General features: G+C 37.7%; 19 protein-coding genes. 16 read left to right on the top strand and 3 right to left on the bottom strand.

Annotated elements, in window-relative coordinates; genetic code table 11:
* Positions 1-236 precede the first annotated feature (236 nt).
* The 9 genes from VXM77_RS07025 to VXM77_RS06985 all read left to right on the top strand — a co-directional run bounded on the left by VXM77_RS07025 (position 237) and on the right by VXM77_RS06985 (position 7,356).
* Entirely contained in the window at positions 237-1,946 is a 1,710-nt protein-coding gene (locus VXM77_RS07025) for an alpha-glucosidase (protein ID WP_262950603.1), read from the top strand.
* Positions 1,947-2,262: 316 nt separating this feature from the next.
* The gene (locus VXM77_RS07020; protein ID WP_161832599.1) at positions 2,263-2,505 is read left to right on the top strand and encodes a hypothetical protein; all 243 of its coding nucleotides are present in this window, start codon (positions 2,263-2,265) and stop codon (positions 2,503-2,505) included.
* A gap of 315 nt (positions 2,506-2,820) precedes the next feature.
* A complete protein-coding gene (locus tag VXM77_RS07015; RefSeq protein ID WP_161832598.1) occupies positions 2,821-3,030 on the top strand; it encodes a hypothetical protein in 210 nt (69 codons plus the stop codon).
* Entirely contained in the window at positions 3,030-3,581 is a 552-nt protein-coding gene (locus tag VXM77_RS07010) for a type II toxin-antitoxin system PemK/MazF family toxin (protein ID WP_161832597.1), read from the top strand. Before VXM77_RS07015 ends, VXM77_RS07010 begins: the two co-directional genes overlap by 1 nt.
* A gap of 145 nt (positions 3,582-3,726) precedes the next feature.
* Positions 3,727-5,427: an aspartate 4-decarboxylase gene (gene aspD, locus VXM77_RS07005; protein ID WP_338505805.1), complete on the top strand. Its 1,701-nt coding sequence runs from the start codon at positions 3,727-3,729 to the stop codon at positions 5,425-5,427.
* Positions 5,428-5,622: 195 nt separating this feature from the next.
* On the top strand, positions 5,623-6,105 hold the full coding sequence (ybaK, locus tag VXM77_RS07000; RefSeq protein ID WP_161832595.1) for a Cys-tRNA(Pro) deacylase: 483 nt from the start codon (positions 5,623-5,625) through the stop codon (positions 6,103-6,105).
* A 3-nt stretch (positions 6,106-6,108) separates the two neighbouring features.
* Positions 6,109-6,378, top strand: coding sequence for a DUF1294 domain-containing protein (locus tag VXM77_RS06995; protein WP_161832594.1), 270 nt, complete (start codon positions 6,109-6,111; stop codon positions 6,376-6,378).
* 82 nt (positions 6,379-6,460) lie between these two features.
* On the top strand, positions 6,461-6,820 hold the full coding sequence (locus tag VXM77_RS06990) for a hypothetical protein (protein ID WP_161832593.1): 360 nt from the start codon (positions 6,461-6,463) through the stop codon (positions 6,818-6,820).
* 170 nt (positions 6,821-6,990) lie between these two features.
* The gene (locus VXM77_RS06985; protein ID WP_161832592.1) at positions 6,991-7,356 is read left to right on the top strand and encodes a DUF3784 domain-containing protein; all 366 of its coding nucleotides are present in this window, start codon (positions 6,991-6,993) and stop codon (positions 7,354-7,356) included.
* Between the two features lie 41 nt (positions 7,357-7,397).
* On the opposite strand, the gene VXM77_RS06980 is transcribed toward VXM77_RS06985, so the two are convergent.
* Complete coding sequence (locus VXM77_RS06980) at positions 7,398-8,000, bottom strand: GNAT family N-acetyltransferase (RefSeq protein ID WP_161832591.1); 603 nt, start codon at positions 7,998-8,000, stop codon at positions 7,398-7,400.
* Positions 8,001-8,199: 199 nt separating this feature from the next.
* On the opposite strand from VXM77_RS06980, the gene VXM77_RS06975 reads away from it, so the two are divergent.
* The 5 genes from VXM77_RS06975 to VXM77_RS06955 all read left to right on the top strand — a co-directional run bounded on the left by VXM77_RS06975 (position 8,200) and on the right by VXM77_RS06955 (position 13,230).
* Positions 8,200-8,451 carry a GIY-YIG nuclease family protein gene (locus tag VXM77_RS06975; RefSeq protein WP_338505804.1) on the top strand — a complete coding sequence of 84 codons (252 nt, stop codon included), beginning with the start codon at positions 8,200-8,202 and terminating at the stop codon, positions 8,449-8,451.
* 80 nt (positions 8,452-8,531) lie between these two features.
* Entirely contained in the window at positions 8,532-8,918 is a 387-nt protein-coding gene (locus VXM77_RS06970) for a transcriptional repressor (RefSeq protein ID WP_338505803.1), read from the top strand.
* A gap of 69 nt (positions 8,919-8,987) precedes the next feature.
* On the top strand, positions 8,988-9,482 hold the full coding sequence (locus tag VXM77_RS06965) for a hypothetical protein (RefSeq protein WP_338505802.1): 495 nt from the start codon (positions 8,988-8,990) through the stop codon (positions 9,480-9,482).
* Positions 9,483-9,572: 90 nt separating this feature from the next.
* Complete coding sequence (locus VXM77_RS06960; RefSeq protein WP_338505801.1) at positions 9,573-10,415, top strand: SGNH/GDSL hydrolase family protein; 843 nt, start codon at positions 9,573-9,575, stop codon at positions 10,413-10,415.
* An 85-nt stretch (positions 10,416-10,500) separates the two neighbouring features.
* Positions 10,501-13,230 (top strand): calcium-translocating P-type ATPase, PMCA-type, encoded by a 2,730-nt coding sequence (locus VXM77_RS06955; protein ID WP_338505800.1) that lies wholly within the window; start codon positions 10,501-10,503, stop codon positions 13,228-13,230.
* 58 nt (positions 13,231-13,288) lie between these two features.
* Here the strand turns inward: VXM77_RS06955 and VXM77_RS06950 are convergent, their stop codons facing one another.
* Complete coding sequence (locus VXM77_RS06950; protein ID WP_338505799.1) at positions 13,289-15,235, bottom strand: aryl-sulfate sulfotransferase; 1,947 nt, start codon at positions 15,233-15,235, stop codon at positions 13,289-13,291.
* Between the two features lie 345 nt (positions 15,236-15,580).
* Between VXM77_RS06950 and VXM77_RS06945 the strand changes: the two genes are divergently transcribed.
* Positions 15,581-17,143, top strand: coding sequence for a BspA family leucine-rich repeat surface protein (locus VXM77_RS06945; RefSeq protein ID WP_338505798.1), 1,563 nt, complete (start codon positions 15,581-15,583; stop codon positions 17,141-17,143).
* Between the two features lie 279 nt (positions 17,144-17,422).
* Positions 17,423-18,709, top strand: coding sequence for an ISL3 family transposase (locus tag VXM77_RS06940; protein ID WP_289461271.1), 1,287 nt, complete (start codon positions 17,423-17,425; stop codon positions 18,707-18,709).
* 90 nt (positions 18,710-18,799) lie between these two features.
* On the opposite strand, the gene VXM77_RS06935 is transcribed toward VXM77_RS06940, so the two are convergent.
* Complete coding sequence (locus tag VXM77_RS06935) at positions 18,800-20,311, bottom strand: bifunctional UDP-sugar hydrolase/5'-nucleotidase (RefSeq protein WP_338505797.1); 1,512 nt, start codon at positions 20,309-20,311, stop codon at positions 18,800-18,802.
* Positions 20,312-20,426 lie beyond the last annotated feature (115 nt).

Raw genomic sequence — 20,426 nt, 5'->3', positions numbered from 1 at the left:
TTTTTTGTGTTTTTTTTAACAAAAAGCATGAAAAAATGAATAAAGAAAAAATAAAGGGGAAAAATAATAGAATTTTTTTGCATAAGAGAGAGGAAAAAATAGAAAAGTAAGATTATTCCTGTGTATCTATAACATGGAATCGATTACAGTCAGAATTTAGTAGGTTTGTCAGATTACACTATGATAAAATATGTGTTGTGAAGAACAAGTAGACTATTTATAGGGGGATGACATAGATGACAGAAGTAGCACGTAAATGGTGGAAGGAAGGCGTAGGTTATCAAATCTATCCAAAAAGTTTTTGCGATAGTAATGGGGACGGAATTGGTGACTTACAAGGAATTATTAGTAAATTAGACTATTTAGCCCATTTAGGGATTAATATTATTTGGTTATGTCCTGTTTACCAATCACCAATGGATGATAACGGATACGATGTGTCAGATTATTATCAAATTGCAAAAGAATTTGGTAGTATTGAAGACTTTAAAATTTTATTAAATGAAGCTAAAAAGCGTGGAATTAAAATTGTAATGGACCTTGTATTAAATCATACGAGCGATGAACATCCTTGGTTCGTTGAGGCGCGTCAATCAGTAGATAGTCCATACCGTGATTATTACATTTGGCAAAAAGGGAAAACCGATGAGTGGGGAAATGAAACTGAGCCAACGAACTGGGCTTCATTTTTTACGCCTTCATGTTGGGAAAAAGACGAACAAACAAACGAGTATTACATGCACATCTTCTCTCGTAAAATGCCAGACTTAAACTGGGCAAATGATAAGATGCGTGAATCATTATATGAAATGGTTAAATGGTGGTTAGAGTTAGGAATTGATGGCTTCCGTGTAGATGCTGTAGCCCATTTAGATCGCGACTTCTCATTTACTGATTCACATATGCCAAGTCATGGGAAATATAAAGAAGATTGGTCAAAATTCTCTAACATGCCACTTGTTCATACTTACTTAAAAGAGTTAAATGAAAAAGTGTTATCTCATTATGATATTTTTACAGTTGGTGAAGTTGGCGGAGGAGCGGATGTTAATGAGGCGCTTAAATACGCGGCGTATGATTCAAAAGAATTAGACATGGTATTTACGTTTGATCACTGCTGGGCAAACAATGGATATGACTCATTAAATGAAACATGGACTAATCGTGTGAACTTATATGACTTAAAACAAGTGTTTAAAAAATGGCAATTAGGATTACAAAATCGTGCTTGGAATCCACTTTATTGGTTAAACCACGATCATCCGCGTGTGATGTCACAATACGGTGAGGCAACACATTACCATAAAGAATCAGGAAAAATGTTAGCGACGTCATTATTAATGATGTGGGGAACACCATTTATCTATAACGGTGAGGAAATTGGGATGACAAACGCGGATCATTTAACATTTGATGATTATCATGATGTTTCGACAATTGAAAAAATTAAGAAATTATTAGGGGAAGGGCACCCAACGGAATTGATTGAACGTTATATTAAAGTGACTTCTCGTGATAATGCGCGAACACCAATGCAATGGGATCAAACGGAAAATGGTGGGTTTACAACGGGAACACCATGGATGAAAGTTAATCCAAATTATCAAACGATTAATGTGGCTTCACAATTAGAGGACGAAGATTCATTATTTAATCACTATCGCCGTTTAATTGAGTTAAGACGTTTTAGTGACTATAAAGATATCATCGTTTATGGGGATTACCAGTTAGTAGGTGAGCATCATCCAAATGTATACGCATATGTAAGAACATATGGGGATCGTCGATTATTAATCGTATCAAACTTCTTTGAAAAACCAACAACTATTTGTTTACCAGATTTAACAGCTAAACAAATGGTCATCTCAAACTATAAAGATTCATCAATGCATTTACCATGTTTAGAGTTAAGAGTTTATGAATCAATTGTTTTTGAATTAGTTTAATTAATATTATTTTAAAAGAAAATACAGTATCAATACACTCTGACTTGATACTGTATTTTCTTTTGTTGGTAAATGAGCGCGAATTGCGTATAATAGAGAAATCCGAGATAATTTTACTCAAGAAGACGCTCAAGGCTTTTAGCCAATCAAGGTGAACAGTCGTTTAGTTGCCCAATATAAGATTGATTGTGTAGCTAGATAGATAGAGGCGGGGTTCCTTTTGTGTTTTAAGCAGACATCCCTCATCCATAAAACATAAAAGGACGTTTGAGCGCATCCATGTGAAGGTCTTATTTGAATAGTGAAGGAGTTTACGATGAATCATATTTTACAATTATTAGTTGCGATCGTGTTCTTTTTTATCCTTTTTAAACAGTATAAAAAAACACATCAACCTCATCTTTTAGTGACACTACTGGCGTTAGTACTGATCGGTATTTGCCGACTAGTGGTTCCGCATCTTTCAAATCCCGCTATTCGGATAGGGGTTGTCTTTATTGCGGTACTAAGTTGCGCCCTCAGTTATGGACTCATCTGCCGTGATGAAAAAAAACGGTAAGGGGTTAGCCTTCATGGCTAACTCCTTTTTTTATCAAAATGAAAACTTAAGTGTGAAGGCGTCATATAGTAGTAGGGGAGAAACTTATTCTTCTTCCTTAGGGTGCTTTGAAATGGCTGCAAGAGGCGATCTATTATAAATGAAATTCTGTTAAAGTAAATCACCTCATGTATGTGATTAACTGAAAATTTAACGGAAGAATAGGCGTTGATCTATTATTATTAAGGTTTTATTGAATAGGATAGAGTAGGCAGAAAATGTAGCTATTTTAAAGTAGGATAAGAAGCTAGGAACTCTCTGATTTGAGGTGAAACAATGGTTAATCGAGGCAAAGACGGCTGGAATAAAGGAATGTTACAAAAAGAAAAAACGTCTTCCAAAAGTACGCGTAGCGTAAAAAAAACGCCTCTTCAACAATTTGATGTCGCGGCTTTCTTCGAGGAAAATTTGTTTGATATTATTGACCTAGAAGAAAATCGTTCAGGTGTCAAAGAGTTTGAAGATGCTGTGAAGAAGGATGAATAATGGAGCTCCCTCGACTTGTTCAAAGTAAAGATATTCATCGAGGGAAAATCTTTTATGTTGCCTTACCGTATACGCAGGGAAGACCGTTTCGGTTTGTTGAAAAGGACGGACAATACGAGGATTTGTATCGTATTATTGAGCGACCAGATGGATTTAAGGGGGTTTTTGAACCTGAGACCGGGAAGCGCCGTTCGGAAAATCTAGAAGTTGTAACAGGTATTAAATTACGCCCATGTATCGTCATTCAAAAAGATCAGTATAACCATAATGAGAAGTATCCATTTGTTGTCGTGTTACCCATTGCGACATTAACGAAGGAACATAAACAACGCCCGATTTTTAAGCGATTAATTGAGCATAATGATTTGGATCAATTCTATTATCTTGGAAATGATTGTTATATTACAGTCAATGATCCGAAACGTGTGTATAAAAATACGTTATTCTATGTTGAAGGACGTTTAAAAATTGAGGAAAGTGACATCGATATGGATGAATTAATGATGCGCTTTGCAGAATGCTTAGCCGTCAAAAAAATACGTTCTGAATAAGTAAGGGATACTTGCAAGAAAGGGATGCGTCAGGCGTCCCTTTTTGTTGCTAAAAAAGTCGAATATTTATTTAAAATAGTTTGCATTCTATTAAGAATATGATAAATTAGTTATGCTAGATTGAATTAAACAATGGATATTCATCATGCGATTGATGTTGCATTGTGTGGTGGATATGATGAGAATAAAGGGGCAGAATAAAAAGATGACAGCAAAGAAAATGTTAAAACGACCAGAGATGAAACAACTGATTGAAAAAGTAAAGATGTTAAGCCCATTTGAATTAAAGGATGAATTTATTAAAATGGCGCAGAAATCGAAGGAGTTGGGGACCCCGAAAATTTTAAATGCCGGACGTGGAAATCCGAACTGGACAGCGGCAACACCAAGGCAGGCCTTCTTTTCACTAGGACAATTTGCCGTTCTTGAGTCCCAATTAACATGGTGTGAAGGAGATTTGGCGGGAATGCCACAAAAAGAGGGAGCCTATGAACGCTTTTTGGCTTATCTTGCGAAGCACCCGGATGAATATGGGATGGATTTATTAAAACAGGTTGTAGAGTATGGAATTGATGTGCATCAATTTGATCCGGATGAATGGGTATTTGAGTTAGTAGATGGGATTATTGGTGATAATTATCCGGTTCCTGATCGTATGCTTGTCCAAACGGAGCGTGTGGTGAAGGACTATTTAATTAAGGAAATGGGGGGCGATTCTCAAACAGCGACGCATGAGTTATTTGCCGTTGAAGGTGGAACGGCAGCGATGTGTTATATCATCGACTCGTTAAAGTCAAATTATTTATTAAAACCAAAAGATAAGATTGCATTATTTGTTCCTATTTTTACTCCTTATCTTGAAATTGCAACGTTACCATCAAACGAATTTGAAATGGTGTTCATTCATGCCTCGGCGGTGAATGAGGAAGGGGTACCGACGTGGCAATATCCAAAAGAGGAGTTAGATAAATTAAAGGATACGGATATTAAGTTAGCGTTTGTCGTTAATCCAAGTAACCCACCTGCCGTCGCCATGAATGAGGAGACGCTTGCGTATTTAGAAGAAATCGTAACAAAGCATCACCCTAAATTAATGATTGTTACAGATGATGTTTATGGAACGTTTTGCGATGGATTTAAGTCATTGATGATTACGATGCCTTATCATACACTAGGTGTTTATTCCTACTCTAAATATTTTGGGGTGACAGGATGGCGTTTAGGTCTGATTGCACTAGCAAAAGAGAATGTTTATAATCAGTTGATTAAAGAATTAAGTAAGGAAGAACAAGAAAAGTTAGTGGAACGATATGAGGCGTTAACGACTAACCCGAAAGAGATCTCATTTATTGACCGTCTTGTAGCAGATAGTCGTCAGGTGGCGTTAAATCATACAGCGGGACTATCAACCCCTCAACAGGTTCAGATGGCTATTTTTTCAGTTTTTGCATTGCTTGATGAAAAAAATCGCTATAAAGAGCAAACGAAGGCGATTTGTCGCCATCGCGAGCAGTTAATTTATCAAGAGTTAAAGGATTATCCTTACTTAGAAAATGAATTAAATACGGCTTATTATAATAAGTATGATTTACTTGTCTGGGCGAAGTTAAAGTACGGGGAATCTTTTGCGACATATTTAAAAAACGAACGGAGTGCGCTTGAATTTTTATTTGACCTTGCACGACGCTATGGAATTGTCCTATTAAACGGGAGCGGGTTTGAAGGTCCTGCTTGGTCGATTCGTGTGTCACTGGCTAATTTAAATGACGTTGATTACACTAAAATTGGTCAGGCGATTAATGAGCTCTTCGAGGAGTACGCGAATGATTGGAAAAACGGGCAATAATCCGTCTACTTTATGAGAGAAAAATGCCATCCTTTAAATAAAAGGAAGGCGTTTTTTTTATATTCGGTATATAATAGAAAAGTAGCAATCAATCGGTGAGAGATTTTTAACGCCTTTATTAAGATTAAGGGCCTGTTTGTAAAAAGATGAAAGATAGTTTCATAGATAGAATGAAAACAGATTGGAGGAAATAGAGTGTCAAAGGTAAAAACAAATGCGATGAGATGGTTGGACCAACACAAAATTGGTTATGATGTACTGGCCTACGAGGTTAAAGATGGAGCTGTCGATGGGATTTCCGTGGCAGCGAAGGTGGGCCGCCCCGTAGAAGTTGTTTTTAAAACATTGGTGACAAGAGGGGCGAGTAAAGCTATTTATGTGTTTGTCATCCCCGTTGCTAAAGAGCTCGATTTAAAAAAGGCTGCTAAAGCGGTCAACGAGAAAAAAATTGAACTCATTGCTGTCAACGAAATCAATAAACTAACGGGCTATATCCGAGGTGGATGTTCACCTATTGGGATGAAGAAGTCTTATCCGACACTTATCGACTCGACGGCGATGGCGCTTCCGACCTTTATTGTAAGTGCCGGAAAAATCGGTTTTCAATTAGAGCTCGATCCACAGGTTCTAAGTCGACTATTAGATGCCCAGTTTCTAGAGGTGACGATGGAGGATTAATACATGGGTTGGATTTTTTTACTTACGGTTAACTGTTTAGGATATGCCCTCATGGCGATTGATAAGCGAAAAGCTTGTCGTGGGGAATGGAGAATAAGCGAGCGATCATTATTTTTGTGCGCGTTTTGCTTTGGGAGTTTTGGCGTTTATGCGGGGATGCACAGTTGTCGGCATAAGACAAAGCATCGATCGTTTCAAGTTTGGATTCCCTTTTTAATGGCGATGCAAACCTGGATCATCTTAAAATTGTATACAGGATCCGGCCTTAGTTAAAGAGTTTTTTCTTCAGAGAAGGTCATGCCACCCTCATCCTTGCATATAATTAAGGTAAGGTGCAAGAAGGGATGTGAGGGGGATGATGAAGGACTTAGAGACAATTCGTCATCAACGAAGAGGGTTTGTTCGTGTGAAGCTATTAATTGAATATTTAGATCAACTCGCAGAACTGAAACAACTCGAAATGGGAACCTACGAAGCAAGCGACGGGGCATTAGTGAACTATGTGGTCGTTGCTAAAGGCTGGAATCATTTTGGCTCATATATTCAACTGTTATATGTTCCGCGTTCCTACGGAAAGCGATATCGCTTTTTACTTGGGGAGGTCGAGGGGACAGTTGATCAATATGAGCAGTTTGACTGTTATCTTTCAGACGCGATTCCAATGACAGAAACATTAATCGATTATATCGTGGATAAAAGTCAACATTTATCATGAGAGCGCGTGGAAGGGGGATGCCGTAATAGATACCTTTTGGGACATTAAGTGAATCGGCCGTTTCAGTTTATAAGATGTTGGTGGTAAAGTTTTATGGCACTTGGTGTCCTTATATCGTCACTCGGGCGCTAGTGGGTTTAGTGGTTGACAAAGGAAAGGTGGACGAGGTAATGAATATGGATGGAGTAGCTTTTTATAGTTGTTTGTCGTTAGCGGGGCTATTTTTCCTTTTAGCACTACTTTTAATGTTACTAGGTGAAAAGGGTGCCATATTAATTAGTGGATTTAATACCTGGCCAAAGTCTAAGCGGGACATGTATGATAAACGGAAGTTAGTAAGCGATCAAGCTCGTTTATTATGGATTTGGGCGATTATTTTGAGTATGGGTGCCGTGTTATCCTATTTTATTTCACCCTATTTTGGGCTGGTAGCATTTATTTTATGGTTGATTCTAGCGTTTAAAGACGTTCATTGGGATGCTAATCGGGCCTTTGAAAAATATCGGAAATCACCTCATTCGGAACATAAAAAATAAAATGATAAAAAAATAAAAAGGGGATTCCCTTTTTATTTTTTTTATTTTGACATTAATATCGCGTCAATGACAGTTGGATCTAATTTATTAAATGGAATAAATGGTGTTGGAGGAGTAGTCGGGGTGGCAATCATTTTTTCCATCCAGATGATGTCGTACCAGTCATGAAATTTATAGGCATGGTCATGAAAATGAGCTACTTGTTTAAAGCCACGGTGTAGGTGAAAATAATAACTCGTTTTTGGGAGTCGCTTATCTTCTTGATCCGTATACGTGAGACAAGCATTTAAATAAGTGATGTTTTGTGCTCGAGAAATCTGTTCAATTTTTTCATAAAGAAGGGTTCCGAGTCCGCGTTGTTGGAGATTGGGTTTAAGGTAGATACTTGTTTCTACCGCCCATTGACAAGCTTCACGTTTATTAAAGGGACTCGTATAGGCAAATCCTAAAATTTCATCTTTCTGTTTGATGATCAGATAGGGATAAGCTACTAAGGTTTGTTGAATTCGGGTATAAAAATCTTCTACGGATGGAAGATGACATTCGCATGTAATCGCTGTATGTAGAATATAATAAGTATAGATATGAAGTAATTCTAAAGCGTCTTCAGGCTTAGCGATAGAGATTTGAATTGTTGAGCTCATTTAAGTCTCCTCCTCATTTTGAATGGTGCGAAAAGCTGGGTGTTTACTATTATCAGAGTAGTCAAAGTTGTAGAAACAAACCTGTCTTGCCCCTAACCTAAAAACAATGTCGATTATTGTAGAAAACTATCTTTTTTAATAAAGAAAGGCGTGGTATAATTAAAGGCATTGGTTAATGTTTGATGAAAGGAAGGGATTCATGCACTGGGTTTATATCGTTGAGTGCTCTGATGGGACTTATTATACGGGATATACAACGGATGTCAAGCGTCGGTTGAAAGAACATAATGAATCACCTAAGGGGGCGAAGTATACGCGGGCTCGACGGCCGGTGACCTTATGTTATCAAGCAAGTTATGAAACACGGAAAGAGGCTTGTCAGCGGGAGTATCAGATAAAAAAGATGACGCGGCAACAGAAAATAGATTTAATAATGTCTCAAAGCAAATGATTTGACAAATTTAAAGTTAGCTTCTATAATTCAAGTAGTAATCATTATTATTATAATTTATAAAAAAAGGGGTGATTGAGATGAAATACTCTAAACAGCGTGAAATGATTCATAACTGTGTGAAGGATAATCCTTGTCACTTAACGGCGGATGCTATTTATGAAATGTTAAAAAAAGATCATCCAAATTTAAGTTTAGGAACGGTCTATCGCAATTTATCTCAGTTAGCAGAGCATGACATGGTAAAAAAAGTGAGTATCCCAGGTTATCCGGATCGCTTTGATGGAACATTAGAGGATCACTTTCACTTTATTTGTTTAGAATGCGGTGAAGTAAAGGATTTATTTATTCCTGAATTATATGGAATTGACTCGGTCGTGGAGCAATTAACGGGAGTTGATGTTTCAAAATGTGAAATGACCTTCAAAGGAATTTGCGAAAAATGTAAATCGACTAAAATAGTTTAAAAGAATCCTAGGCCGTCTAGGATTTTTTTTTATGGATTACAATAAAATAGGGAGGAAGGGGGAAGTTAAATGGGTAATTTTAGTTTTTCATCGCTTGGTGTGTTATTTTTATTGTTGGTATTGATTCCGAATGCCTGCTGGTGTTTTAAAAAGCCAAAAGACTATACGGCAGAAAGGGAGAATCGTTGGTTACAAACGTGTGAACAGCTTGGGCAGGTCTTAACGACAATAGCTCTTCTTATCGATGGGAATTTAAATTGGCACGGATGGTCCAATCGGTGTTGGTGGCTTATCTTAGCTAGTTGTTTTATTTTTTTGTATGAGTGGTTTTGGGTTCGATATTTTCGAAGTGATCGAAATTTAATTGATTTTTATCGCCCATTAGTGGGGGTTCGAGTGCCAGGAGCAACTTTTCCTATCCTTTCGTTTTTATGCTTGGCTTTATATGGACGTGCGCTCGTTTTAGGTTTTGCAACTTTTTTATTAGGGGTTGGCCATATAGGCATTCATTTATCACATGAACAAGAGCTTAAGGCTCAACTACTGAATCAGGTTAAGGATTAATTTTTATTAAAAAGGGACTTTATTCCCGGTCCAATTTTCGATATCATAGGAGTCATAGAAGAACGGTCAGGAAAGGAGAACAAAAGGTTGATGAAAAAAAGATCAAAATGGTTGCTAGGTGCCTTTGGAACTTTGGCGATCACGAGTGCAGGATATACGATTTATCGCTTTAGCCGTCGTCCAAAAAATAGGGCAGATCGTTTTAAAGAGGAAGGAAATTATAAAAAAATCGTTGCCTGTTTGGGGGATAGCCATACTCAGGGGACGATGGCGCATAATTTTGTAGACGATTTAGCTAAGGAATTAGGTTCAGAAGGATACGAGTTTATCAATGCGGGGGTCAATGGTGATTTAGTTTATAATGCCTTGCATCGGATGGGGGAAGTGATTGATACGCATCCCGATTATATTATTATTTTGATCGGAACGAATGATATTTTGGCGCGCTTAAGTAAGTCAAATGAAATTCACTTTGAATTAAAAAAACATTTACCTCAAAAACCGACGGAGGATTGGTTTATACGTAATTTAAATCAATTGTTATGGGAATTGCGGCAACGAACAGAGGCAAAAATTGCTATTTTATCATTACCACTTATTAGCGAAGATGAAAATTCTGTTGCTTTTAAAACAGCGGTTGCGTATAGTCACGATATTTATAAAGTGGCGAAGATTCATGGAGTGACTTACCTTCCACTTAATGAATGTCAGTTGAACTATTTACAGAAAAGTCGTTCGGAAACGAAGCGTTCAGTTGTTCGTTCACCATTTGCGTATTTTATGCCGTCATTTAAACATTATGTTTTAAGAAAATCGTGGGAGGACATTTCAAACGATGCGGGGCTTCAACTCACGATTGATACGGTCCATCAAAATAAAGTAGCGACGGCAATGATTGTTAAATTAGTTCGTTCATTTTTACAAACCGAATAAAAAAACTTCTCGTTTGGGAAGTTTTTTTTGTTCTATTTTTAACGGACAAGACATAGAGTGAACTGTATAAACAAAAAGAAAGAAGGTGTCGGTCATTAAACGTTTGGCAAATGAAGCAGAATCAGCGAACATTACAGTTACAGATTTAAAAACAGGTTTAACAAAACAAGAAATCGAAGCATTACGATCGCAACATGGTGCAAATGAATTCACAAAGCCAAAAGAGCGTGGCCTATTTTGGGAGTTATTTGATGTATTTAAAGAACCACTGATGGTGATTTTAATTATCGCCAGTGGGCTCAGCTTTTTAGTAGGTGAGTATCAAGATGGAATCGGGATTTGCATGGCCGTGTTGCTTGGAATTATTATCGGTCGGGTCACGGAAGGACGATCGAAAAAAGCAGCTGAATCTTTAGCGAAGATGACGGAGGACGTGCTGGTTACGGTCTTACGTGATGGAAAGAAACAGAAGGTTCATAAAACGGATATCGTTCCCAATGACTTAGTGTATTTAGCGACGGGGGATATGGTCCCAGCTGATGGGATTGTGCTTGAATCTACGGACTTAAAATTAAGAGAAGATATGCTAACTGGGGAAGTTGACCAGGTTAAAAAAGAAAAAGACGATCTTGTCTACGGGGGAACACTTGTTGGAAATGGACAAGGGCTCGTGCAGATTGTTAAAATTGGCGATCAAACTGAGATGGGGGCGATTGCTAGAGATCTTGATCAAGAAGAACAAATGACGCCACTTCAATTAAAATTAGGAAAATTAGGACAAATGATTTCATCCATTTCTTCAGGGGTTGCCGCGATGTTATTCATCTATATGCTCATCCAAATTTTAAAAGATAGTCACATTCAGTTATCATTCTCAAGTTTCACAGCATTTGTTGATTCCTTAAAAGAAGTCCATCTTGTCTTCCCAAGTGTTAAAACAGCGTTTATCGTCTGTGTCGGATTAATTGTTGCTGCTGTGCCGGAAGGGTTACCAACGATGGTTAATATTACTTTAGCGATGACCATGGCAAAAATGGCAAAGATTAATGTGTTAATCCGTAAAAAAGAGGCGTGTGAAACCATCGGTTCGGTTAGTGTGATTTGTAGTGATAAGACCGGAACGTTAACAGAAAATAAAATGAAAGTTGGAAAATTATTTGCCAACGGTCATGAAACGTTATTTAAAGATATTAACAATCATCCGCTATTGATGGAAAACTGTTTAGTGAACAGTTCAGCGGAGGTTGAATTTAATGGAACGCATCATAATTATTTAGGAAACCCAACCGAAGGTGCCATTATTGCGATGGTGAATAACCCAAGTTATCAACATGTCCGTGAAAAAGCAAATATTGTGTATCAAATTCCATTTGCTTCTTCAAATAAATACATGTTAACTGTCACCAAACATGCGACAACGTATCACATTTTATCTAAAGGGGCACCTGAAGTCATCTTAAAGCAGTGTAGGAGCGAACTTGTGGATGGAAAAGTTCGTCCATTAACAAAAGCGCGCGAGCAAGCAATTTTAGATCAAATGAAAGAACTTCAATCGAACGCGATGCGTATTATTGCGTTTGCTTCGTCTGAAACGACACGTAAAGAAGACTTTATGAACAAAAAACAATGGTTCCATCAATTAACATTCCAAGGATTTGTTGGAATCAATGACCCATTACGTGAGGGCGTAAAAGAATCAATTGAATGTGCGCGTGATGCAAGAATTGAGACGAAAATTTTAACAGGGGATAATATTCATACGGCTATCGCGATTGGAAATGAGATCGGCATCTTAACCGAAGAGAAACGAGCGGTTGAGGCAAGCTATATCGATGGGTTAACGGATGAACAGTTACGTGAAGAAGTGAAAAGCATCGCGATTGTTGCACGATCAATGCCAAATACAAAAATGCGAATTGTATCGGCCCTTCAAGCAAACGGGGAAGTCGTTGCCGTCACAGGGGATGGAATTAACGATGCGCCGGCTTTAACGAAGGCAGATGTTGGGATCGCGATGGGAATTGCTGGAACAGAGGTTAGTAAAAATGCAGCGGACATTATTTTAACCGATGATAGTTTTAACACGATTGTTGAAGCCATTAAGTGGGGACGTGGGATTTATAATAACTTCCAACGTTATTTACAATTTACATTAACCGTGAATATCATTGCGTTTTTATTAACAATTATTTCGCAGTTGCTTGATCAACCGTTACCGTTTACGACGATTCACTTACTATGGGTGAATATTATTATGGACGGTCCACCAGCGTTAGCGTTAGGATTAGAACCGGTTCGTCAAACGGTCATGAAACGGAAACCAACGTCTAAAAATGCAAGCATTATTAATCGTTTAATGATTAATACGATTTTAATTAATAGTGCCTTTATGATTTTAGTGTTATTGGCTCAGTTAAAGTACAACTTCTTAGGGGCGGATTTAAGCCATGTGACACATGGGGCAAGCGAAGGACAAACGGTCATTTTCAGTTTATTCGTGAGCTTAGTGTTATTTAATGCCTTAAATTGCCGTGAATTTGGACTTGTGAGTATCTTTAAAAACTTTTTAAAAAACAAGATTGCCCTTTTAATCTTAGGGGGAACGTTCCTTATTCAAGTCGTTGTAACGCAGTTTGCCGGTGGGTTCTTCCATACGGTTCCATTAAGTGTGATGATGTGGGTAAAAATTATTGCCATCGGTTCAACCGTTGTTTTATTTAATGAACTTTTAAAATGGGGATTACGTTTAATTAATCAAACACGCCGTCGCGTTCGTCGAGCGAAAAAACGCCAAGTCGCGACGTCAAATTCTTAAAAAAATGGACATAAAAAAGCAACCCTCTCACAAGGAAGGGTTGCTTTTTTACATTCGTTTAGAAAGTTACGGATTGATTGAGCGTATAAAGGTCGCCATCAATTTCAAGATACAGGTTATACGTTCCGCTGAGTCCAGTGGCATTTATGTATTTTGTCACGCTTAATTGGTCATTTTCCTGAACTTGTTCTTTGTCGAATAAATCAACGCACATCGCGGAATAGGCTTTACTTGAGACGCGAATGTCGTAGACTTTTTGATCGGCTAGTTTATTTAAAATTAGTTTTACCTTTTGACCTTCATGGAAATTCCCCGTTAAAACGAGGCGATCGGGTTCTTTCGTGAGTTTTATGTGATAAGCGTCATCAACCGTTGCTTTAGCTCCTCTTATATTTTTAATCTTAATCGGTAAAGACGGTGTGATTTCAGGGGTTCCAACTTGCTTTCCTGGAGTTAACGAATAATTGAGTGTTTCAGGATAAAGGCTAAGTTTTGAGGCGCGGAAGAAGTGAGAGGGTAAATCGAGTTCAAAAATTACCTCTCCGTTGAGTACTTCCACTGTTTGACTTGAAAGAGTGGGATTATCATAGAAAAAGGCGGGTTGATTGATGGCCACCCCATTAACCGAACCGATTCCTCCGGAGTGGACGAGATAATGATCGGGTCCTAATTCATCAATTTCTGAAATATAAGGGGAATAAAATTGACTTCCACGTTCTTTTCCAAATTGGAATGTTTGTTCAATCGTCATTTCCTCTGGATTGAGGTGATAAACGACCCCTCGTGAATAATTGGCCTCAGCTGATAGGTAATTAAAAGGATCTTTTGATCGGTTATTTCCGTTATCAAACAATGCTAAGTCCCCATTGGCTAAGATTTTTGCAGAGTGTTGTGACCATTGCCATTCAAATGAATTACCAATGGGAGTAAAGAAGTAAGCCTGCATCTCTTCCGGCCATCCCGTTGGATCCCCAACAATCCATTTAAGGGCCCCCGTATCGTAATCTAAATAGACGACGGCATCTTGATGACGTCCTGAAAGAACAATGGCATTATTTTTCTCATCAAAGGCCACGGAGTTATTATGGAACCAATCTTCTTCGGTCCAGTTTTCGCTTTTAGCAACGTCCATCGGTAAGATTTGAGTTAAATCCCACGTTTTAATCACTTCTCCTGTTTGGCGATCGAGTTCGATGATATAATCTTCCACTGTTAATCCTTCGGGGTTGTTGGCGGCCACTAAGAAGTTTCCATTAGGGAGTTCGATGGCATCATGATGATAGCCACCAGCGACAGAATATTCCGTGTAGATTTTTCCGAGTAAATCCATTTCAACAAGCCCCGTCATGTAATACGGTGGCGCACTGGTTCGATCAGAACTTAGGAGGAGGTTTCCATTTTCTAAGCGTGAAATTTCCCAAATATTTTTAGTTGTTAAATACCATCTGACATCGCCATTGACGTCGTAGGCAGCTGTATAACCTAATGAAGCGGGAGTTAGAAAATAAAGCTCGTTGTCTAGTTCCCCGCGGTTTGCTGTCGTTTGAGTAGGAAGCAAAAAATCATCAGGAAGGGAATCGGTTTGAATCTCAATCGTCCGTGTCTCTTTTCCATCTAGCGTTAATGTCACCTGATTTAATGTATCGGCATAAAGTCCATAAACCGGGATGAGATGTGAGGTGGTTGGCTCGAAGTCGTGCGTGAACGTCGTCTGTTCATCTTTTCCTTGGATGGTCAACGTAACGGATTGTGCATCGTCGGTGTCAAAGGCAATTAGTGCCGAGAGGGGAGCATTTCCGTAAGGGTTTAAAATGACATAAGGGTCCTCGAACGTATAATCGTTTGCGTCTAATGTGTCACTGAGTGTTTGGTCCACCTGTTGTTGGTGGGATAAGGTATAATCGGTTTCTTCAACGGATGGTAATTTTTTGTTGAAGAAGAGTAAGCATGCTCCAATGAGCAAGGCGATTGTGCCTAATAAATAAAGCTTTGTTTCTCTTTTCATCTTAGTCTCCTTTTAAAGCAAAAATAAAACATGATATTTAAATAATATCCATTTTATAAAAAAATAAACCAAAAAGCAACAATTTTACAAATAGGGAAGAGAAGAGAGCCGTCCCTTATGGCAAATGCGGGGTTACCACTCTCGTTTACACCTAATCGTCATCATCAATAGAGTGGGAACGATTCTAAAATTTTTATAAAAGGGTTAAGAGGTGAGTTTCCTTAAATAGAGGAACTGGCTTTTGTAAAAGTTAAAGGCGTTTGACAGAAGAAAAGTGCCAACATTTTTTAATTTTTGCATATTATATAGAAGAGTCAATGTGTTTTTATGAAAGGAGTAAATGAAATGCCAACATTTAATATTGGTGATTGGAATGTGACTGAATCAGATACAGAATATCTGTTAACGGGGTGGAATGCAAGTACTGGTGGAAACCCTACCGATATTTATATTCCGGGGGAGTATAATGGGAAGCAGGTTTGTTTGAATAATCTTAAGATTTTCCCGGATTCTATGACTATGCTTCAAATTAAAGAAGAGAACGCCAAGAAAGTGAAACTAAACACAACAAATTTATCAACCTCTTTTATGAATAAGGATGGATTAATATCCATTGACTTAAGCGGACTAGATACAGGCGAAGTCACAGACATGAGTTCTATGTTTTTTCTTTGCAGAGGTTTAAAGGAATTAAAAGTGACAAACTTTAACACAGATAATGTGACGAATATGGCTTTTATGTTTTCAGATTGTAGAGAATTAAAGACGTTAGATGTGTCATCCTTTAATACAAGCAACGTCACAGATATGAATTCTATGTTTTCTACTTGTACTAGTTTAAAAGAGTTAAATTTGTCATCCTTTAATACGGAAAATGTGGGTAAAAATGGTGGAAATATGAAAAGTATGTTTTACGGTTGTTCGCTGTTAAAGACGTTAACGCTTAATCCCGAAAGCTTTCAGACAAGTAACGTAAGTAGCATGAATAGTATGTTTTCGACGTGTATGAGTTTAGTAACGTTAGATGTGTCATCCTTTGATACAAGCAACGTCACAGATATGAGTCAGATGTTTTATTTCTGTAGTGATTTAATAGAGTTAGATGTGAAAGGGTTTAATACTGATAACGTAACGAATATGGGTTCTATGTTTTCAGGTTGTAGAGGGTTAAAGACATTAGATGTGTCATCCTTTAATACAAGCAAGGTGACGAATATGAGTTCTATGTTTTCAAGTTGTAGAGAATTAGCGACGTTGAACTTTTCAACATTTGATACAGATAACGTAACGAATATGAGTTCTATGTTTTCTAGTTGTAGTGGGTTAAAGACGTTAGATGTGTCGTCTTTTAATACAAGCAACGTAACGAATATGAGTTTTATGTTTTCGGGTTGTAGTGGATTAGCGACGTTGAATTTATCAACATTTGATACAGGCAAGGTAACGAATATGAGTTCTATGTTTTCGGGGTGTACGAACCTTAAAATAGTTGATTTATCTTTGTGCACTACCTCAACAGCTTCAACGACTAATATGTTTTCGGAAAAATCAAACACCCCACTCGTGGTGATTACCCCTTCAACGGCGATAAATGCTTATGATTTTTTATCCGTTCGTCCGCAATCAAGTGCGATATTTAGGGAAAATGATGGGGGATTTAGTGATGAGACTTCATCTAAATCCGTGACGTTTGATTATGTATACGAGACTCGAGAGGAGTTAGAATCAGCTATCTCCATGGCCGCTTCTAAATCTCCGATTAAACCGACTTACTTTTTTTTAAGGTGGGAACGCAATCTTCCGACAACTGATGACTCGTTAGAGGAACTTTGGAATCAAGCAAATGCCATCTACACAGCTGTATGGTTTCCGTATACCGAACCAGGACGAAATTGTCATTATTGGTAGATTGGGAACGATTCTAAAATTTTTAGAGATGGGTTTAGAGGTGCGTTTTCTTAAATAGAGGAATTTGCTTTTAAAGAATTAAGAAGAGGTTAAATTCAATTTTCAAAAGGCACAATAAAAGCAATCCCAAGAGGGATTGCTTTGTTGTGTTTTTGGTTCTATAATATTTAGTGTTGCTGATTAAGCAGCACTTTTTTCATAGGATAAAAAAAAGAGACTTCAAGTCTCAATCCTGTTACAATGTTATCGACTAAAACAATATTGAAAGGATAAGATTTAATGTCTCACTCATATTTTACTAGAAAACTTTTAAATATTAAAGATAAAAATATTACATTTTCAGAAGATTATCTTGAGGAAGTGAAGTTGAACGGAATTACTAGCTTTATCTTTAAAGGTATTCTTACGTATCAACCGACTCATTGTCAAAAATGCGGAACCCTATTTGATTCAAAATTTAAGAAGCATGGATTTAAAACCTCTCGAATTGTCATTCCAAAAGTCTCTCTTCACGATACCTACTTAGACCTAAAAAAACAGCGTTATTATTGTGGGCATTGCCAGTCTACTTTTACACTAAGTACTTCAATTGTTGAAAAGAACTGTTACATTTCTTATCATACGAAACACGCCATTGCTTTAGAGGCCCAAAATAAAATTTCTGAATGTGATATCGCACGTCGCCATCAGGTCTCTCATTCAACCGTCAATCGAATCATCCATAGCTTTTATGAATCTCAAACCTTAAACCTTAATTATTTACCTGAAAATCTCTGTTTTGATGAATTTAAATCCGTTAAGTCTGCTGAGGGGCATATGTCTTTTATTTTTTGCGATGCTGACTCAAAACAAATCATCGATATCGTTGAAGATCGTCGTTTAAACTCCCTTCAAGCTTATTTTAAACGATACACAAAGGAAGCACGTCATCGAGTAAAAAATATTGTGATTGATATGTACGCTCCTTACATCAGCCTCATTAAGGATCTTTTTCCTCATGCCCAAATTATCATTGATAAATTTCATCTCGTTCAACATCTCTCTCGTGCACTGAACAAAACTCGAATCCGATTCATGAAAAAGTTCAAAAAGCATGGTCGTAAATTCAAACGTTATTGGCGCTTATTTTTAAAATCTCACGCTTTACTTAATACCACCACTTATCGATCAGTTTACTGCTTTAAACAACCCATGCGTGAAATTGATATCTTAAACTTTCTACTTGATTTATCTCCTGAATTAAAAGCAACCTATGATTTATATCAAGAGTTACTTTTCGCTCTTCAGACAAAAAACTTAAAACGATTTAATCATTTACTCGAAACGGAACATCCGCTTGTTTCTCCTGAGTTTCAAACGGCTTTCCAAACCTTTAAAACTTATCAATCCTATATTAAAAATACACTCTCAACTCATTACACAAATGGTCCCATCGAAGGAATTAATAATAAAATTAAGGTCATTAAGCGTATTGCCTTTGGATATCGTAGTTTCTATCACTTTAAATCTCGTATTCTCATGGTTCAAAATCTAACAAAGCCTAAAACGAAAATCCTAGCAGCATAGCTACTAGGATTTCGATTTGAATTTTCGTTGTAACAGGTTACAAATTAATCAGCAACACTATTTGACAAAGAACCGTGTTTTTTTAGGTTTTTATTTGATAACGTGAATAAAGGAACGATCATCGACGGTAACGTGTTGATGTTTGATAAAATAGTCAATAATAATTTCGGTCATTTCAATCGGGATTTCTTTTAATACTTTGCATCCACGTAAGCATTCATAGCCCCCAACCCCACTTGCTCGGTAGTTGTTCATGACTAAACTAAAACGATCGGTCGGTTGAACGTCTTTATCGTGAATACGCATTGAAACAACGCGTGAACCAACGGGTTGCGTTAAGTCAAACGTATAAAAGACGTTTGAGAAGAAGTCGTAGTTGTAATGCGCAACTTTTGGTTGTAAGAAGCGACGCGAAACCGAAAGCTCGTTGTTTTCATAGTGAATATAAGACGCACAAACCTCAAGCGCCTCTTTTAAAACAGCCCCCGTCACTTCAAGGACAACGAGTGTATTCGGATAAACATACGTTGAGACAATATCGCGGACCGTCACTTTTTCATTAAATCCTTTCACTACATTGGCAAAAGACGTACAAGAGAGGTCAGCACCTGAGGCTTCTAACTGGATTTGATTAATAAAGTTCGCTAGAAGTGATCCTTCGGTCGCCATCGTAATGCGTTCATCTGGTTGCAGCGGTTGATTTAAAAAACCAGCGGGTTCATCTAACCACGTTTGAACTTGCTGTTGAAGGGGAAGAAGCGCCTCATAAAGAGCCGGGGTTGGCGTGTTACCTGCCGGTTTTAAATCAGAAGTGATTTGGCATTGTCCCTCATCAAATGTTAAGTTGATTTGCGCGTATTGACTCGCATTGTGGGGCGGTTGAACGACGTGCGTTCCAAATAAGTCGTGATTTTTTAAGGGGATGTGTTGGTGTCCCGTCAGCAACACATCAAAGGCAAGTTCCTTACAAATTTTATAAGCGATATTTTCAGATGATGTGCTCAGCTGTTCGTGCGTCGCTAAGTCGTATTCAAATCCACCATGATAAACCCCAATTAATACATCCACTTGCGGTTTTAATTCATCATGAATCGCTCGAATCGATGAAAACGTATCGCGCACCTCAAAGTTTTCAAGGTTATGCGCTTTTTCCCAAATCGGGATAAAATCAGTGGTAAACCCAATAATTCCGACTTTTAATCCATTTTCCATCACTTTAATGTCTGATGAAAATAGGGGAAGTTGCCCTGTTTTATCAACGATGTTTGCACAGAGGCATTTAGCGTTAAGGGAAGTTAAGTAAGATTTTAAGTAATCATAACCATAGTTAAATTCATGGTTTCCAAGGGTGATGTAGTCATATCCCCCCCCGTTCATGACTTGGGCCACCGGGTGGGCTGTTAAGGGGCGTGAACTTAAATAGGTCATAAAAGGCGAACCTTGAATGGTATCCCCACCGTCAATGATGAGGGTATTCCCGTCTTTTTTGTAATTAGACACAATATTTAGCATCCCCATCGGTTTTTCGGTGCGATCCGTATAATCTGTCGGATAAACGTATCCGTGTAAATCTGATGTAAAATAAATTTTTAATTGTTTCATGTTGTAACACCTCATTTTAAATTATAACACAAAAAACGACATTTATTAGCCCTCCGTGCTCGTTTATTGAAGAATGCGTAGACTGTTAGGAATCGGTTGTTATTTTCCTAAAAAA

Source organism: Turicibacter sp. KK003 (assembly GCF_037014675.1).
In the GTDB taxonomy this organism is placed as follows: Bacteria; Bacillota_I; Bacilli_A; order MOL361; family Turicibacteraceae; genus Turicibacter; species Turicibacter faecis.
The sequence above is the reverse complement of the archived record's forward strand: the minus strand, read 5'-3'. Positions and strand labels throughout refer to the sequence as shown.

Excerpts from the sequence above, each read along its gene's own strand:
- VXM77_RS07015 (WP_161832598.1), top strand. The coding sequence starts at position 2,821 with ATGGTTAATCGAGGCAAAGACGGCTGGAATAAAGGAATGTTACAAAAA.
- VXM77_RS07020 (WP_161832599.1), top strand. The coding sequence starts at position 2,263 with ATGAATCATATTTTACAATTATTAGTTGCGATCGTGTTCTTTTTTATC.
- VXM77_RS06950 (WP_338505799.1), bottom strand. The coding sequence starts at position 15,235 with ATGAAAAGAGAAACAAAGCTTTATTTATTAGGCACAATCGCCTTGCTC.
- VXM77_RS06965 (WP_338505802.1), top strand. The coding sequence starts at position 8,988 with ATGGGTAATTTTAGTTTTTCATCGCTTGGTGTGTTATTTTTATTGTTG.
- VXM77_RS06985 (WP_161832592.1), top strand. The coding sequence starts at position 6,991 with ATGAATATGGATGGAGTAGCTTTTTATAGTTGTTTGTCGTTAGCGGGG.
- VXM77_RS07025 (WP_262950603.1), top strand. The coding sequence starts at position 237 with ATGACAGAAGTAGCACGTAAATGGTGGAAGGAAGGCGTAGGTTATCAA.
- VXM77_RS06990 (WP_161832593.1), top strand. The coding sequence starts at position 6,461 with ATGATGAAGGACTTAGAGACAATTCGTCATCAACGAAGAGGGTTTGTT.
- VXM77_RS06945 (WP_338505798.1), top strand. The coding sequence starts at position 15,581 with ATGCCAACATTTAATATTGGTGATTGGAATGTGACTGAATCAGATACA.
- VXM77_RS06980 (WP_161832591.1), bottom strand. The coding sequence starts at position 8,000 with ATGAGCTCAACAATTCAAATCTCTATCGCTAAGCCTGAAGACGCTTTA.
- VXM77_RS06970 (WP_338505803.1), top strand. The coding sequence starts at position 8,532 with ATGAAATACTCTAAACAGCGTGAAATGATTCATAACTGTGTGAAGGAT.
- aspD (WP_338505805.1), top strand. The coding sequence starts at position 3,727 with ATGCGATTGATGTTGCATTGTGTGGTGGATATGATGAGAATAAAGGGG.
- VXM77_RS06975 (WP_338505804.1), top strand. The coding sequence starts at position 8,200 with ATGCACTGGGTTTATATCGTTGAGTGCTCTGATGGGACTTATTATACG.
- VXM77_RS06940 (WP_289461271.1), top strand. The coding sequence starts at position 17,423 with ATGTCTCACTCATATTTTACTAGAAAACTTTTAAATATTAAAGATAAA.
- VXM77_RS07010 (WP_161832597.1), top strand. The coding sequence starts at position 3,030 with ATGGAGCTCCCTCGACTTGTTCAAAGTAAAGATATTCATCGAGGGAAA.
- VXM77_RS06960 (WP_338505801.1), top strand. The coding sequence starts at position 9,573 with ATGAAAAAAAGATCAAAATGGTTGCTAGGTGCCTTTGGAACTTTGGCG.
- VXM77_RS06995 (WP_161832594.1), top strand. The coding sequence starts at position 6,109 with ATGGGTTGGATTTTTTTACTTACGGTTAACTGTTTAGGATATGCCCTC.
- VXM77_RS06935 (WP_338505797.1), bottom strand. The coding sequence starts at position 20,311 with ATGAAACAATTAAAAATTTATTTTACATCAGATTTACACGGATACGTT.